This is a genomic window from Candidatus Woesearchaeota archaeon, from assembly GCA_016187565.1.
Taxonomy (GTDB): Archaea; Nanobdellota; Nanobdellia; order Woesearchaeales; family JACPJR01; genus JACPJR01.
On the sequence record JACPJR010000010.1, the window covers coordinates 15,221 to 29,544 of the forward strand.

14 protein-coding genes and 2 tRNA genes are annotated in these 14,324 nt (G+C 41.8%); 9 read left to right on the forward strand and 7 right to left on the reverse strand.

Annotation, left to right across the window (positions count from 1 at the left end; genetic code table 11):
• Nucleotides 1–87: 87 nt before the first annotated feature.
• The 5 genes from HYW21_02750 to HYW21_02770 all read left to right on the forward strand — a co-directional run bounded on the left by HYW21_02750 (nt 88) and on the right by HYW21_02770 (nt 3,779).
• The gene (locus HYW21_02750; GenBank protein ID MBI2548246.1) at nt 88–777 is read left to right on the forward strand and encodes a hypothetical protein; all 690 of its coding nucleotides are present in this window, start codon (nt 88–90) and stop codon (nt 775–777) included.
• A gap of 69 nt (nt 778–846) precedes the next feature.
• Nucleotides 847–960 (forward strand) — tRNA-Gly (locus HYW21_02755).
• A 39-nt stretch (nt 961–999) separates the two neighbouring features.
• Nucleotides 1,000–1,356, forward strand: a complete 357-nt coding sequence (locus HYW21_02760) for a hypothetical protein (GenBank protein MBI2548247.1) — start codon at nt 1,000–1,002, stop codon at nt 1,354–1,356.
• 19 nt (nt 1,357–1,375) lie between these two features.
• On the forward strand, nt 1,376–2,506 hold the full coding sequence (locus tag HYW21_02765) for a mechanosensitive ion channel family protein (GenBank protein ID MBI2548248.1): 1,131 nt from the start codon (nt 1,376–1,378) through the stop codon (nt 2,504–2,506).
• Between the two features lie 16 nt (nt 2,507–2,522).
• Complete coding sequence (locus HYW21_02770; protein MBI2548249.1) at nt 2,523–3,779, forward strand: radical SAM protein; 1,257 nt, start codon at nt 2,523–2,525, stop codon at nt 3,777–3,779.
• Nucleotides 3,780–3,983: 204 nt separating this feature from the next.
• Here HYW21_02770 and HYW21_02775 read toward each other — a convergent pair whose 3' ends face one another.
• The 6 genes from HYW21_02775 to HYW21_02800 all read right to left on the reverse strand — a co-directional run bounded on the left by HYW21_02775 (nt 3,984) and on the right by HYW21_02800 (nt 8,329).
• The gene (locus HYW21_02775; GenBank protein ID MBI2548250.1) at nt 3,984–4,457 is read right to left on the reverse strand and encodes a hypothetical protein; all 474 of its coding nucleotides are present in this window, start codon (nt 4,455–4,457) and stop codon (nt 3,984–3,986) included.
• Nucleotides 4,458–4,546: 89 nt separating this feature from the next.
• Entirely contained in the window at nt 4,547–4,819 is a 273-nt protein-coding gene (locus tag HYW21_02780) for a hypothetical protein (GenBank protein ID MBI2548251.1), read from the reverse strand.
• A gap of 36 nt (nt 4,820–4,855) precedes the next feature.
• A complete protein-coding gene (locus HYW21_02785) occupies nt 4,856–5,539 on the reverse strand; it encodes a hypothetical protein (protein ID MBI2548252.1) in 684 nt (227 codons plus the stop codon).
• A 148-nt stretch (nt 5,540–5,687) separates the two neighbouring features.
• The gene (locus HYW21_02790) at nt 5,688–5,927 is read right to left on the reverse strand and encodes a hypothetical protein (GenBank protein ID MBI2548253.1); all 240 of its coding nucleotides are present in this window, start codon (nt 5,925–5,927) and stop codon (nt 5,688–5,690) included.
• A 135-nt stretch (nt 5,928–6,062) separates the two neighbouring features.
• The gene (locus HYW21_02795) at nt 6,063–7,070 is read right to left on the reverse strand and encodes a hypothetical protein (GenBank protein ID MBI2548254.1); all 1,008 of its coding nucleotides are present in this window, start codon (nt 7,068–7,070) and stop codon (nt 6,063–6,065) included.
• Between the two features lie 5 nt (nt 7,071–7,075).
• Entirely contained in the window at nt 7,076–8,329 is a 1,254-nt protein-coding gene (locus HYW21_02800) for a hypothetical protein (protein ID MBI2548255.1), read from the reverse strand.
• Nucleotides 8,330–8,443: 114 nt separating this feature from the next.
• Here HYW21_02800 and HYW21_02805 point away from each other — a divergent pair.
• Nucleotides 8,444–8,637 (forward strand) — tRNA-Arg (locus HYW21_02805).
• Nucleotides 8,638–8,872: 235 nt separating this feature from the next.
• Here HYW21_02805 and HYW21_02810 read toward each other — a convergent pair.
• A complete protein-coding gene (locus HYW21_02810) occupies nt 8,873–9,625 on the reverse strand; it encodes a ParA family protein (protein ID MBI2548256.1) in 753 nt (250 codons plus the stop codon).
• A 178-nt stretch (nt 9,626–9,803) separates the two neighbouring features.
• Here HYW21_02810 and HYW21_02815 point away from each other — a divergent pair, with 178 nt between their 5' ends.
• The 3 genes from HYW21_02815 (at nt 9,804) to HYW21_02825 (ending at nt 14,244) form a co-directional block, all read left to right on the forward strand.
• Nucleotides 9,804–10,391 (forward strand): hypothetical protein, encoded by a 588-nt coding sequence (locus tag HYW21_02815; protein ID MBI2548257.1) that lies wholly within the window; start codon nt 9,804–9,806, stop codon nt 10,389–10,391.
• Between the two features lie 30 nt (nt 10,392–10,421).
• Nucleotides 10,422–11,417: an aminopeptidase gene (locus HYW21_02820; protein MBI2548258.1), complete on the forward strand. Its 996-nt coding sequence runs from the start codon at nt 10,422–10,424 to the stop codon at nt 11,415–11,417.
• A gap of 88 nt (nt 11,418–11,505) precedes the next feature.
• Entirely contained in the window at nt 11,506–14,244 is a 2,739-nt protein-coding gene (locus HYW21_02825; GenBank protein ID MBI2548259.1) for a hypothetical protein, read from the forward strand.
• Nucleotides 14,245–14,324: the final 80 nt, after the last annotated feature.

The following is a 14,324-nucleotide window of genomic DNA, read 5'->3' on the forward strand; positions in this document are numbered from 1 at the left end:
AAAAACCTTTTTATTAAATTGCCCATTATCCGTACCCTTATCCATCATACGATAGGTGTTTAGGATGGTATTCAACGAGGTGGGAATATGCGTGTAGAAACCCTCAATCAAGGAAACATTTCACATAGCCGGGGAGTTATGCTCGTAGCATATGGGCCAACTCCTGGATTGAGCAGTAGCACTCCAGAGGCATGGAATTTTTTTGAAATGATTAACCGATATAACCACGTTGTTGATTCTCTGCCTAGTTTTGGTTTTTATCCTCAGACCCCTTCAGCCATTCCTTATGACCAAAATGGAATAGAAAGGGTACTTGTAATGTTTGCCAAAGAGAATATGTCGGAAAGAGGCGTACCTTATCAAGGAGGGTATATCATTGAGGAGAAGCCATACGCTGCTGAAAGTAGGAGGTATGCGCTGGTTCCGCCACCAGATATGGATACGGTAAGTTCAAAACACAGTTATTTTGTTGAGTTTAAGGATCTTGGAGCTTCATTGGGAAAAGGTATATCAGAACTTCCTGTCGCTTGTGTTCGTTATGGTCATGTCGTTGGTGCTGTTCATTTTCTGTGTGCTCCACGAGCGGCGCTTCCTACACTCACCGAGGGAGAGGTGCGGGAAACATTAGCAGAGGTTATCCAATTGACCGGGACGAGGAAGATCGAAGTGCCCCCACAATCCCTCAATGATTTCTTCACCATGGAAAGACCGTACTTTATCAACACCCGGCCTCGTGAGATGATGGCAGACATGCCGGTGCGCTTCATGAGAGGATGAATCTAACCTCTATGTCCCACGTTCGATCATAAGGTATTTATAGTTTGCTGCCTTTCTTAGAACGGTTGTACGGCTGTAGTCTAGCGGCAGGACACGACCCTCCCATAACCTTAGCGTACCATATCCTGTGGGTAGTGTTGTTGAAGAGAGGTCGGGACCCGGGTTCAAATCCCGGCAGCCGTATGTTCTATTAATAGAAGATTACCCGAGGAGGAGGATACGATGAGAATGTTATCTCTTGTTTTACTGACCATACTCTTTGGTTTTTCTATTATCTTGGCTGGATGCGTCTCAGACAAATCAGCGAATAAATCGGTTGCGTTTTCCTCGCTGGATGATTATTACGCATCGATTGATTACTCGTGTACCAGTGATGCAGATTGTGCAATCAAGGATGTACACAACTGCTGTGGCATCTATCCGCAATGTGTTAATAAAGATGTAGCAGTATCGCCTGAATTTGTCGATCAGAAATGTCAAGAGGAGAACATGAGCAGCATCTGTGGTTTTCCTTCAATCTCCTCGTGCAGCTGTATTAATCAACGTTGTGGAGGGAGCAATATTTATAAAGCAAGGTAGACAACCTTGATCGAATACCATGGCTTACGTTGATGTTTTAGAGTATTCTTTGCTCGGGAATACCGTGAGAGAGTATATTTTGTCTCTGTTGATACTTTTAGGATCGTTTATTGTGGGAAAAATGTTCTATTCTCTTTCGAAGAACCAGATACGAAAGATAACCGCAAAAACAAAAACAAAATTTGACGATATCTTTCTTGAAGTGGTCGAAAAACCGCTTGTAGCCCTGATGGTTATCTTTGGATTCTATTTTGCCATGCACGTGCTTGTGGTTAACGATTTAGTTTGGAAGGTGTTCTGGGGAATTTTTGTTGCTGCCGTAACTCTCGACGTTGCCTATTTTGTTCTGAAATTCCTTGATGCCATGATCCTCGAGTATATTGTGCCCATCACTGAAAGGACAGAGTCAAAACTTGACGATCAGCTCATTCCAATCTTGCGGAAGACAACGAAAGTGATTGTTATCATTATGACTGTCTTGGTTATGCTGGCTAACTTTGGCTATAATATTACCTCTATCCTTGCAGGTCTCGGTATTGGTGGACTGGCATTTGCCTTAGCAGCCCAGGATACCTTGGGCAATATGTTTGGATCATTCTCTATTTTTGCGGACAAGCCATTTCACGTCAAGGACCATATCATTGTTGCGGGTTATGATGGGACAGTAGAAGAAGTGGGCATGCGAAGCACCCGAATTAAGACTCTTGAAGGAACAGAGGTTACTATTCCTAATAAGCTCGTTGCAAATGCAGGCATTGAAAACATCTCACGCAGAGCAGGAAGAAAAATCAAGACCATGATTGGGTTGACCTATGATACCCCTGCCGCGAAAGTAGAGGAAGCAATTGCCACCATTCAAGATGTTTTGAAAAACACCAAAGGGATTAAAGAGGAATCTTTCGTATTCCTCGATGACTTTGGAACACATTCTCTCCAGATTCAGTTTATCTATTGGATAATCTATGATGTAGATTTCGGAAAAGCTATGGCAGTTAAGAACCAAGTCAATCTTATGGTCAAGCAACGAATGGAGTCAGCAGGCATTACCTTAACATCCCCAACCCAAGCCCTTCCTGTAAAGCCCTCTGTTCCGACCCTTTCTGCAGCTACTCCGGCTGAGGCACTTCCTCAAAAGTTAAAGAAAAATTAAAGAAAAAGGCGTGATTATGCTTTATCAATCCGGTCATTACCAGTATGCGCAAGGTCCTATTCGGCCACCGAGTGAACAGGGAAGCCTTTTTGTGCTTGTCCAACAAAACTGTGCCTTTAGTTGTTCTTTCTGCGGGCTGTATAGAAAAGGAAGGTATACTCCCCGATCTCCAGCTGACATCGGTGCGGACATCCAAGCGATGGAGGCAATCTATCACGACATTAAAGCAGAGTCGTTCAGCCTAGGTTTAGGAGGAACCGTTACTCATGAGGTTATGGAAGCTATTGGAAGACCATGGGTTGGTCCATTCATGCTCAGGAAAAATGGTGTTGTTGATGGCGAAGTAATTCAGGCTATGTTTGATCCCGGGTTCTTTGGAGATGAACGATTGCGAAGCTATTTGTATGTCGCAGATTGGATTGGTGCTGACGCAAGGAATGTTTTCCTCCAGGATGCGGATGCATTAACCGTTCCGACCCGTACACTTATACCTGTTCTTACCCAACTTCAAGGAACCTTTCCATGGATCGAGCGGGTTACTACCTATGGTACGGGGACGAGTACCTCTCGGAAGACCGTTGATGAGCTTCAGGAGCTATATGGTTTAGGATTACGCCGCGTTCATGTTGGTCTCGAATCGGGTTCTCCGCAATTACTTCAGTTGGTTCATAAAGATACTGATGTTGAACATCTCAGACAAGGCGGATTAAATGTTAAAGCAGCAGGTCTGTCGCTCTGTTATTACGTGATTCTTGGATTATCCGGACGAACATTTGGTGGGCACGATCTTGTTGAGGAGCATGCTGTTGAGACTGCTCGTGTTATCAATGAAGTGAATCCAGAGGTTGTGCGATTCAGAACCCTTGCTCTACGCCAAGGAATTCCGCTCTATAGACAGCAACAGAAAGGCACTTTTGTTTCTATGAATGATGATGAGATTGTTCGTCAAGAACGTTTGCTCATCGAGCACCTCGATAGTCGATTTACCGGAGAAATCGTCAGTGATCATACCACCAACCTCCTTATGGAAGTACATGGAAAAATGCCTGATGATAAAACTAGAATAATGAGTACTATTGACGGATACCTTTCCCTTCCTGCTGAACAACGGGCTGCATTCCAGTATGGACGGAGACGTGGTTTTTACCGGACGCTTCGAGATCTTGAAAAACCGGCTCCGGGTAATGAAGGAGTACTGGGGAAAGCAACACAACTGCTTCGATCAGGAAAACTTGAGAAAACTCTTCGTCAAGAAATGGCTCGTATGGTTTGATGCCGACAATTATCTTTTTCTCGATATCGTTTTGGAATACCTGGCCTTGATACCCAGGGAAAAGGGAATCAAAACAGTTTTGGACACAGTCCTTTGTTATAGTTGAGCCCCCATATCCCTGATTGGTATGGCCGTGGCAACCTGCCTAAGCATCTCTATCGGATTTTTGCTCTATTGAGGTTATTTACGTTCATCTCTTTGTGCTTATCTTGTTGATTTAAACCTTTGCATATCAACTTCCCCTACTTGTTCAAACATGGTATTCAAACCTAAGGTAAGACTGGCGTCATCCCCAATTCTGCTATGCGTATAGGGAAAGATAATCCACTGCTTATCATGTTCAGCAAAAGGATTGACGAAATACAAACTCAGGAATCTTCGTTCTTTGAGGGCGTTCCAATGCTGGAGAACTGCTTGCAGATTTTCCTTGGTATTGAGGAGAACTATTCCGATTGATTTTGTTGTTTCGTAAGGAACAAGAAGTTTAGTCAGGTCATCAACAACAGGAGCAATAATAAATAACTGTTCTTTATCTTTATAGTTCACTTGTAGCGTATTTGCAGTTTTTTCTAGCCCAACGATCTTTCGAAGCATAAGGTCTTTATGTTTGATAAAGCCTTCAATCCACCCCAGGAGATCTTGGCTGATCTCCTCAGTGGTACGTGTTTTGTTTACCATGGGTATGATCTGCTTTATTTTTCTAATCCTTGTTTCTTTAGATTTCAGCCCCCTTATAAATGTCTTGCTATCAGTTGATGTAGGTATCATTATAAGCCGAAAACATCCGAGAACTCTTTGATTTTCTTAAACTCACTGATATAGTGGTAACCTTTTTCAGTAATCGCGTAGTATTTAACGTTTTTTTCCATGGTTTCAACGACCATTCCTCCTGCTATGAGCTCTTTTAAATAGAGCTTCATCTTCTGGTGGGAAAGATTTGATTTGTACAGCAGATGGGTCGGTTTAATCTTGCCGCCTTTTACTTGGATTGAGGTCAAAATATCATTGACAATCTCAATCTTTGTTCGTCGTTGTGCCATGCTTGTTATTCGAATAATTCGCTGAGCTAATCACCTTCAACATTTCTTAGTAATACATCGGTATGCATAGAGGAGTATCAAAAATCCAATAAGTTGCAATGCTTCTGCAATGGCATACGCAGTTACGGTATACGCTAATAGGATGAACAAAATTTGGCTGATGAGCAGTGTGGTAAACGCAATAGCAACGGGCAATGTGGTCTGTGTCTTCTCATGGATGTAATGATAATAATATTTACCCACGATAACCAAGAGTAATACAATAGAGGTTAGGTGAAAGACAAAGTAAGAATTGTAACTAAAGATCGTTGTGATGAATATAAAATACGTTAATACATAAAATATTTTCTGGTCACGTATACGTAGTACAATCGCTAGGATGATCAGATAGCCAAAGAGCATCGAAAACCGATGAAGAAAGAGTCCAACAAGATTGATCCATTCTATCTGTTGTGGAACATACTGTGTTATCACCACAGAACCAACCATTTTTGTCTCTAAATCATTGACAAAAACCAAGGTATGGGCTACCATTTTCAAGGCAAATGAAAAGCCAATGGAAAGAAAAGCACCGGCAAACATAAGGAACTGTTTTTGTGCGGTGTATTTGTATGCACGATAGCTAAAAAATGCGATGAGAAACGCAACGACAAGCGCGATCATCTCAAAGACGACATAAACTCCCCTGAACCAGGGTAAGGTGATAAAATATTCGGTCATTATCTCCCCCTTACGTTCTAACTTTTTAAATGTTCCTCTTACCTCTGGTATAAGGAACTTCGATTCTATGAGAAAAGCATGACACGTTATAAAAAGATTATGAATTATGAAAAAAATAAAAATTAAAAAAAAAGAAAATTGCTCTCAATTAAGAGAGAGTATAGTCCATTGTAGGCAACTGGCTTCTGTTAACCGGAAATTCGATACAATGAACACCTACAGTCTGGTTGCTTCTGGTCATGTTACCACAAGGGGTTCCATTAAGGTTTACCGAATCTCCAGGTGGAACACTGCCAAACACTGAGATGCTTGTTACCAGCACCGCTACCACAACTACCGTTAAGATGGCTATCTCTGCCACCCTTCTTTTATTTTTTATATCTCCCATTTTTTACCTCCGCCCATACAAAGAAACAGAAGACCTATCAAAGTGACAAGCCTTCTGTTTTATTAAGGGCTTTGGTGGAGAATAAGGAGTGGAACAGAATATTAAGGTATAGTGGAACAAGATGGAACAAGCCGTTTACTGATGTTTAAACCATTCAGTAAGCCTAACAAGGTTAGAATTTCCAATTGCCAATACTTCGACAATTTTTTTTTGCTGTAATTTTCGTAGTGTTCTCGATAAAGTGCTTTTGGGCATACCCGTTACGACTCTAATCTGGTTCTGTGTTACCTTTTCTCTGTTTTGGATAATTGCTTGAATAATCATTTGTTCTGTAGGGGAGAGGGTACCCAGAATAGATTTCTGTGTTGGTGACAATGTCTTTTTTTGTTTACTCTTCATAAATATCCAACTACTGATTCCAAGTCCAAGGAGAAGAAGTACACTCCCGATAATTTTCCAGGGTAAAGAGGCAAACAAATTTTCTTTCACTTTTTTGTTTGAGCGTCCAACATCAACATTTGGAGAAGAGGAAGGTATACTCTTTTTTCCCTGTAGTTCATAATATACTACAAGTCGATTGCTCTCATTATTGGTAATGTCCTCTAGATAGATATTCAGTTTGTCATCTTCTTGACGGTTTACCACAAAACCATTTGTATCAACGGACTGAATAGAAGTATTTTTAGGAAAATAGAGAGTAAAGAGCCAATCTTCCACTGCAAAAGAGCTTAGAAACGTGAAATCAAATTGCCAACGTCCACGATTTTTAATGGTGAATTCATTCGTAAGGTACTCTACTGAAAAGGTGTAGATTTTTTCTTGGCGTGAAGGAATTATACGTATAACTCCCTCTTGGTAAGTAAAATTAAGCTCCCCCTCCCAATCATAAACCCTTACTGACTCTGTTCGAGGGATAGTAACGCTAATAGTAGGGATAGTTGTGGTATCGAGATAATAAAAATCTCTGACAAGTGCAGATCCAAAATAGTCTAAACTGATCTCTGTTTCCCTTAATGAAATTGATCCTTGTGCCTGAACCCCTTCTGTTTGCACAATAACCGTTCCTAGAAGAATGACTAAGAGTAACCAACGTGACCAAGGTACTCCTTTTGATTTGTCAGAATCTGCTTTTATTGGTTTCATTGTCCTTACGGTGCAAGTGTTAAGGTGATCTCTCCGATACCTTGAATGCTTCCAACAAGCAGTCCGTTGTTACGATCAAGCCTCATTTGAGAAGTATCCCCTTCTTTCTGAAGACTGAAGCTTATGATATCTAAAGACTCATGCACATTATAAAGGAGATAAAGCTCGTCTTCAACTCGCAAGAACCCACTATAGTAAAAGGAAGCATTAATCTCCTCAGAAGAGCTTTCCAGTTGCTCAAGATTTGCTTTTGGTACTTTTATTTTCCTTGTGATAAGAATTTTGATCTTTTTGTTATCTAAATCGGGTGCAATGCCTGTGGCTTTTATTCGTTCACCAATTCCCACATTTGTCTGATTATAGAACGTAGATATATTCCGTTGAAGATCAGTACTTTGATCGGGCTGATAGGTAAGAGTGTTAAAAAAGATAATTGTTTGTCTATGCGTAGATGTAGTCGTAGGACTGGCATCGATTACGTCATGAGGCGCACTACCTTTTTGATTATCGCTTGCTGCGTCAAGTTCTTCTGTCAACGAATTAAGTGGTTCGGGTGTCGTTTTGCTCTTGTTCTCCTGAGAGGTATTCTCAGGAGGGGTTGGATCTTCACAATCGTCTGGGCAATTTAACCATGTCTCATTTTGATCACACGTTCCATCGCCACAGATTGAGCTATTTTGTGGAAGAAAGCCACATGCTCCTTCTTGACAAGTTGCATTATACTCACTACAGCTAACCGTTTCTTTGAATAAATAAGTGTCATTGAGACAGGAGTATTCAATAAGAACCTCGTTCTGACAGTAATCAGTAATAGATCCGTTTGAAGAATTAACATACCCTTTGAGAAAATAATTAGATCCGTTATCAGTTTCATAACAAAAACTCGGCTGAGGTTCTTTACAGTCCTTTGGGCAATTTAACCATGTCTCATTTTGATCACAGGTTCCATCGCCACAGATTGAGCTATTTTGTGGAAGAAAGCTACATGCTCCTTCTTGACAAGTTGCATTATACTCACTACAGCTAACCGTTTCTTTGAATAAATAAGTGTCATTGAGACAGGAGTATTCAATAAGAACCTCGTCCTGACAGTAATCAGTAATAGATCCGTTTGAAGAATTAACATACCCTTTGAGAAAATAATTGGATCCGTTATCAGTTTCATAACAAAAACTCGGCTGAAAAGCTGAGATCGTAGCTAAGAAGATAATTACTAGGCTAAAGCTTGCTGCTACCTTAACCAAAGATGTTTTATACATTGCATAACTCCAAGCCCTCGTTTAGGGCGAGAAAAGCTCTGCATATATAAATGTTTTAGTTAGATGCCTTTTTTAGACAAATTTAATAAGAAAGAAAAGTCTCCATGAGGAAATGGACCAGTAGCCTAGCCTGGTAATGCTTACGCTTATTTCATACGCAAAAAGCACCTTGTTATTTGCAAGGTCTTTGCAGCAGAGGCGTAAGCTTTGGGTACATAGGGCGACAGCCTCCTATGCAGAGGAAGTGATCTTGTTGCTTCCTTCTCGAAGTGAGCTGTAGGTCGGGAGTTCAAATCTCCCCTGGTCCGCTAGTTCGGAAGATTCCGTAGGAATCTTCCTCGTTTCTTTCTATACTCAAAGACATAAATAATTAGACAATGTAGTCTTTTCGTAATACACGAGAAAATCCGCATGGATTTTCTGTGCCCCAAAAATGTCTTACATTTTTGAGGGAGCAAAAGCCAATCTTATTTTGTCTAAACATTTGTGTCTTTTGCTATATTAAATCTTTTCAGAACAAGAATGTGAAGAAGAACACCTAAGTTATGCGTAATAAAACTCTTTCTCAATAACCGTATTCACCAGCTTCAAATAATCTTTTGCGCCCCGTGAGCCTTTGGCATAGTCAAAGATGGTTAATCCTTTACTGGGAGCTTCTTTGAGCTTCGAGTTAATTCCTATAGGCTCGACGACAATACCATTGTAGCCCTTCTTAATTTCATTCAAGGTCTGGACACAGATTTTATTTCTTTTGTCGTGTAGGGTTGGAATAATTGCCGTGACCTTTAAGGTGTGTTCAAAAAGCTCGTTGAAGTTATCAATCGTGGCAACCATCTTCTTTAAGGCATCGAGACCAAGATAGTCTGTTGAGACTGGAATAAATGCCTCATCTGCATAGAGAAGCGCATTTTGATTAAGGAGATTAATGGATGGTGGACAGTCAATGAAAACATAGTCGTAATCCTGCACTGTCCGCATTGCTTTGCGTAAGGCCAACTCACGATTTGGTTGTCCTGAAAGGATCAGCTCGGCCTTTGCCAATGTTTTATCACTCGTAATAAGGTGAAAGTCCTTGGTTAGTTCAACCATGCATTTTTTTGGGTTTTCGCCTTCTGCAAGAAGATGGTATATATTCTTATCAGCACGTGCACACAAACAGGTACTAACATTTCCCTGAGGATCTAAATCAAGAAGTAAAACGCGCTTTCCTTTATTGGCAAGTCCTGCAGCAAGATTAACAGTTGTTGTTGTTTTTCCGACGCCTCCTTTTTGATTGATGATGCATATCTTGCGCATAACTACACCTCATTTTATGCTAGGAACAGCAGAGCAGGGAGAGGTGGGTATTATTTAAATGTTTCTATCCCCAAGTAAAGACGTTTTTCTTTCCTCTGGTTGCTAACTCTTTTTGGATGAAGCTTATGAAGTCAGGAAAGGGCAAACCTTTTTAAAACAGGCATCCATTTGTCCTTTGATGAAACCGATGATCAATCAACAAGATTTTCAAAAGCTGAAAAAGGCCATTGCATCATACGATGCTAAACGAGAAGAACTTATCAAGAAAAGTAGGGATATCGTTGTTTTATCCAAGCAGATCATTTATGCGATTCACCGTGGTGACATGAAGCGTGCCTTGGAACTTGTTCCTCACATAACCGAGCTCATTACCGACCTTAAAACCGGTGGACATGCCCATTCCGGATTAACGTCTGAAGGCTTTTATCGTATGGCTATGCAAGAGTATGTTGAAGCCCTGTGCTATTATGAATTTATGGTAAAACAGTCGGTGCCCAATGCCCAATCGCTAGGGGTTGAACCTGAGGAGTATTTACTCGGTATCTGTGACCTCTATGGCGAACTTGTCAGGAAAGCTATTAATGCAAGCATTGAGGGAAATGACGAACTTCCAGTCATTATCCGTAGTTTTCTGCTTGAGTTGTATGGCCAATTACTCTTATTTGACTTCCGCAACACCGATCTTCGGAAAAAGTTCGATGGTCTGAAATACAGCCTCACTAAGATGGATGAGTTGGTCCTGAGTATTAAGAATAAACAACACTAAGAACAAACACCATGATCGGGTCGAGCTATCATGTCAAAAAATCCCGTACTTCAAAGAGATGCTGTACTTGCTAGTGCAGCAATGCTCGTTCTCAAAACATGTTTAGGGGCAACAAAGAGTGATACGGTTCTTGTTATTACTGATCATTTGACGAGAAAGATCGGAGAAGCCCTTGCTCATGCAGCACAAAAGTGTTGTCAAGAAATCGATCTAAAGGAAATACCTCCCTTGGTAAGGAATGCACAAGAGCCTCCTGAAACCGTTGCTCGACAGATGCAGGCTGCTGGTGTCATTATTTTAGCAACGGCAAAATCTCTGTCCCATACGAAAGCCCGGAGGGATGCTACAGCCAAAGGAGCACGCATTGCAAGCATGCCAGGTATTACTGAAGCAATGATGGCCCGAGCAGTCATGACCGATTACCCTAGAATGAAAGTACGGACAGAAAAGCTTGCCAAGGCTCTTGAAGGTGCCCATACCCTGCTTATTACCACAAGTTTGGGAACCAACCTCGAGATGTCTATTCGAGGAAGAAAAATCTTCAGTGATACAGGCTTGTATACCTTGCCCAAGCAATGGGGGAATCTACCTGCCGGAGAGGTGTGTTTAGGTCCTTGTGAAGGTGTCACAAATGGCATTTTAGTGGTAGATTCTTGCATGGGAACAGGATTATTGTCAAAACCTATAAAAATAAACATCAGAAAAGGTGTTGCTATTGCCTTTGAAGGTAGTAATGGTAATGATGAAGAAGCAAAGGTGATACAGGCCCAGTTTGATGGCTTTGGTGAAAAGGGCTATAGTGTGGCAGAACTAGGGATAGGAACCAATGCAGATGCGAAGCTTACCGGTCTTATCCTTGAAGATGAGAAAGTATTAGGAACTGCTCATGTAGCCCTTGGAAACAATCTTTCATTTGGTGGTAGTATCGATGTTCCGGTGCATATCGATGGTGTGTTTACAAAACCAACCATCATTGTTGATGGGAAGACTATCATGCATGAGGGGAAATTGCTTATTCAGGATTAATCAATAGGTCATTATCCATCATTACCCTGCACCATTACTCATCATAATTTCCGGCAGTCATTCATGTATATTACTAGGGGAATAACCTATGATGAAAACAGTTCCTGTAGCAACAACCTTAGAGAGACTTCTTCACTTTACTGAAACCGTCTATGAACCGTGGCGTGATCATACTGCTTTGCGTTCTCGTTTTGCGAGTGATCTCCATGAGAGGGGACTTCTTTCTCCGGTAAATCTTACCCTTGCAGCACAGAGCATTGCCTTGCTTGAATTAGGAAGAGGGGGAGGAGATCTACCGCTGTCATCGGATTCTTCATTAGCATCAATCCAACCAATTGCAGAAAAACTTGAATCGTTCTTATTTGATATCAGCGCTTCACTGGTTTATACACCTGAACATCTACAACGACTTATTGATGAAGGGCCTCTTGAACTTTCGCAGCGCTCAGTTCTTGATATGAAGGGCAGGCTTAACCGTTATCTGCGAAATCTTCTGTTACTGAATGATGTCTGGTATCAACATCCTGAACACCGAGATGAACTCCGTGGAGAGATGTATCATCGGATGCAGGATCAATTTGCTGGGGAATTTGACCTTCAGGCTTATGCAGGGCAATTAAGTGGAAAAAATTATCTCGTAGCAGAACTCCCTCAACAAACGCTCGAAGCAATCTTGCAGGATCTTTTCCTTGCAACAACCCATACAAGAGCGAAGCTTCAAGCGCATCTCAATGAAGTCTCACGAACTCTTTATGGCGGAGAGGTAGTTCGTAGTGAACCAACCACTGCAAGGTTACGTACGCTTCTTACTGCATATGATCCCCATCATCCACTTTCTGACTGGGCAACGATTGAACTAGCAAAACGGATAGTTACCTCAGATGCCCGTCTTTTGCATCTTGTGCCTGAATATTTTTCTTCTGAATATTTTGCTCATTTGCGTAAACAGATCGTAAACGTTGACGGTTATGAAGGGCGTATTGGCGGAAAAACCGCAGGAATATTTTTTGCAGCCCCTATTATTCATAGAGAGATGGGTGATGACGCACGATATCTGAGAGATCCACACCAGTTTGTTGTTGACACCTCTATCTCTGATGCTTTCTTTACCCACAATAGACTTCTGGGTGATATCAATCAGATGAAGTGGACCTATGCTGGCGCTGTTCACAGTAATATTGATGGAGACATTGAGGATGCCAAAACAAAGATTGAAGATTTACAGCAAAAAATCCTTGCAGGAGAATTTCCTTCTGATGTTGTTCAACGATTGAGACGGGCGTATGGAGCGCTTCCTTCGGTTCCCCTTGCCGTGCGATCATCGAGCCTTCTTGAGGATGGGGTTAATGCACCATTTCCCGGTGTTTATGAGACCGTCTTTGTTCCAAACGCATCTCCAGATCAAGAACAGAATTTTGCTGCACTATTGCATGCAATTAAAACCGTTTATGCAAGCGTTCTCTCCCCAGGAGCTTTCCAGTATCGCCTAGATACTGATCTTCTTAATGCAGATGAGCGGATGGCAGTTCTTGTGCAGGAAGTACAGGGACATCGAGAGGGAAGGTACTTCTTTCCTGACCTTGCTGGTGTTGTTTTCAGTCGAGCAACACGGGCACCAGACTCAACTCTTGATCTTAAAAAAGGTTGTGCGCGAATTGTTGTTGGCTTAGGTACACGGGCCGTGGACATTGATGATAATGCCCATCTTCTCTATTTTCAGCGACCAGCAATTAATCCTACCACAGAAGATCAACGTGGGAGATATGCACAACATCGTGTTGATGTTATTGATCTTGAAGACAACAGTTTTCGCACACTCCCGGTTAAAGAGTTCCTTGATTCAGTCAGCCCATCTGGACTTCGGGCTAGTGGATTGCCCGTGGTTATGGATCGTGATGATGGTATTGTCCGGCCGTATCCGCCATTTCATAATTCTGGCCATCCATTGAGCCCTTACTGTGATATTGCAAGAGCCTATGGTAATTCTCAGAGAGAAGGAGCACTTCGTCATGGAATCCGTATTATCGAAAGAATGAAGGATATATTACGTACTGCATATGATCGTGATGTGGATCTTGAATTTGCAATTAATTTTGTCACTTCCCCAGATGCAGTTGATGGATGGAGCTCGTCAGTCAGCCTTGTCCAATGCAGGCCACAGTACAACAAGCCAGGAGATCGACCTGCAACGATGCCCTCTCTTACCAATGGAAGTAATCTTACTGTCCTTTACCAAAGTACTACCCCAGAAAGTAATGGCTCTGTCCCAAACATTGAATATCTTTTGGTTGTTGATCCCTCTCGTTATGCAACACTTGGTCCGCAGGGATGGTCAAAACTCTCTATGCTCATAGATGTTATTAACCGTCACTATGCCCATGAAGCAGTTGCATTGGCTGCACCAGGACGATGGGGATCTACGCATCCAAATCTTGGTGTTCCTGTACGCTATGAACAGATTAATAATACTCGTGCAATGATTGAGATGGTCCGTCAAGGAAATGAACCAACCAATGGTTCACATTTTTTTCAGCAGATAGAAGCACGAGGAATCCATATGGTCACGATGTATGTACGGGACGGAGATACGAGCAGTTTACTCTTTCCTCCTCTTGAGGGAGCACCAAATCTGCTCTCTAGCGATAAACGCTTAGCAAACTTTTCTGACCTAGATCCCGCTGTTCGCCTCCTCCATGTTCCTGCAGCAACTCATGAACAGTGTCTCCATCTTGCTATGAATTATGGAAACAGACCACCACAACCAAATGTCTTGATCTATCTCGGACCTAAATCTGAAGGAAACAATAACCACAATCATGCTCATTGATAGATTCATAGTTTATTTCATGATTTATGTCTTTGAGTATAACTGCAATCAGGGACTTTGTTACCCTGCTGCCAAATCTT

Excerpts from the sequence above, each read along its gene's own strand:
- HYW21_02770 (MBI2548249.1), top strand. The coding sequence starts at position 2,523 with ATGCTTTATCAATCCGGTCATTACCAGTATGCGCAAGGTCCTATTCGG.
- HYW21_02750 (MBI2548246.1), top strand. The coding sequence starts at position 88 with ATGCGTGTAGAAACCCTCAATCAAGGAAACATTTCACATAGCCGGGGA.
- HYW21_02815 (MBI2548257.1), top strand. The coding sequence starts at position 9,804 with ATGAAACCGATGATCAATCAACAAGATTTTCAAAAGCTGAAAAAGGCC.
- HYW21_02785 (MBI2548252.1), bottom strand. The coding sequence starts at position 5,539 with ATGACCGAATATTTTATCACCTTACCCTGGTTCAGGGGAGTTTATGTC.
- HYW21_02775 (MBI2548250.1), bottom strand. The coding sequence starts at position 4,457 with ATGGTAAACAAAACACGTACCACTGAGGAGATCAGCCAAGATCTCCTG.
- HYW21_02790 (MBI2548253.1), bottom strand. The coding sequence starts at position 5,927 with ATGGGAGATATAAAAAATAAAAGAAGGGTGGCAGAGATAGCCATCTTA.
- HYW21_02780 (MBI2548251.1), bottom strand. The coding sequence starts at position 4,819 with ATGGCACAACGACGAACAAAGATTGAGATTGTCAATGATATTTTGACC.
- HYW21_02810 (MBI2548256.1), bottom strand. The coding sequence starts at position 9,625 with ATGCGCAAGATATGCATCATCAATCAAAAAGGAGGCGTCGGAAAAACA.
- HYW21_02795 (MBI2548254.1), bottom strand. The coding sequence starts at position 7,070 with ATGAAACCAATAAAAGCAGATTCTGACAAATCAAAAGGAGTACCTTGG.
- HYW21_02820 (MBI2548258.1), top strand. The coding sequence starts at position 10,422 with ATGTCAAAAAATCCCGTACTTCAAAGAGATGCTGTACTTGCTAGTGCA.
- HYW21_02825 (MBI2548259.1), top strand. The coding sequence starts at position 11,506 with ATGATGAAAACAGTTCCTGTAGCAACAACCTTAGAGAGACTTCTTCAC.
- HYW21_02760 (MBI2548247.1), top strand. The coding sequence starts at position 1,000 with ATGAGAATGTTATCTCTTGTTTTACTGACCATACTCTTTGGTTTTTCT.
- HYW21_02800 (MBI2548255.1), bottom strand. The coding sequence starts at position 8,329 with ATGTATAAAACATCTTTGGTTAAGGTAGCAGCAAGCTTTAGCCTAGTA.
- HYW21_02765 (MBI2548248.1), top strand. The coding sequence starts at position 1,376 with ATGGCTTACGTTGATGTTTTAGAGTATTCTTTGCTCGGGAATACCGTG.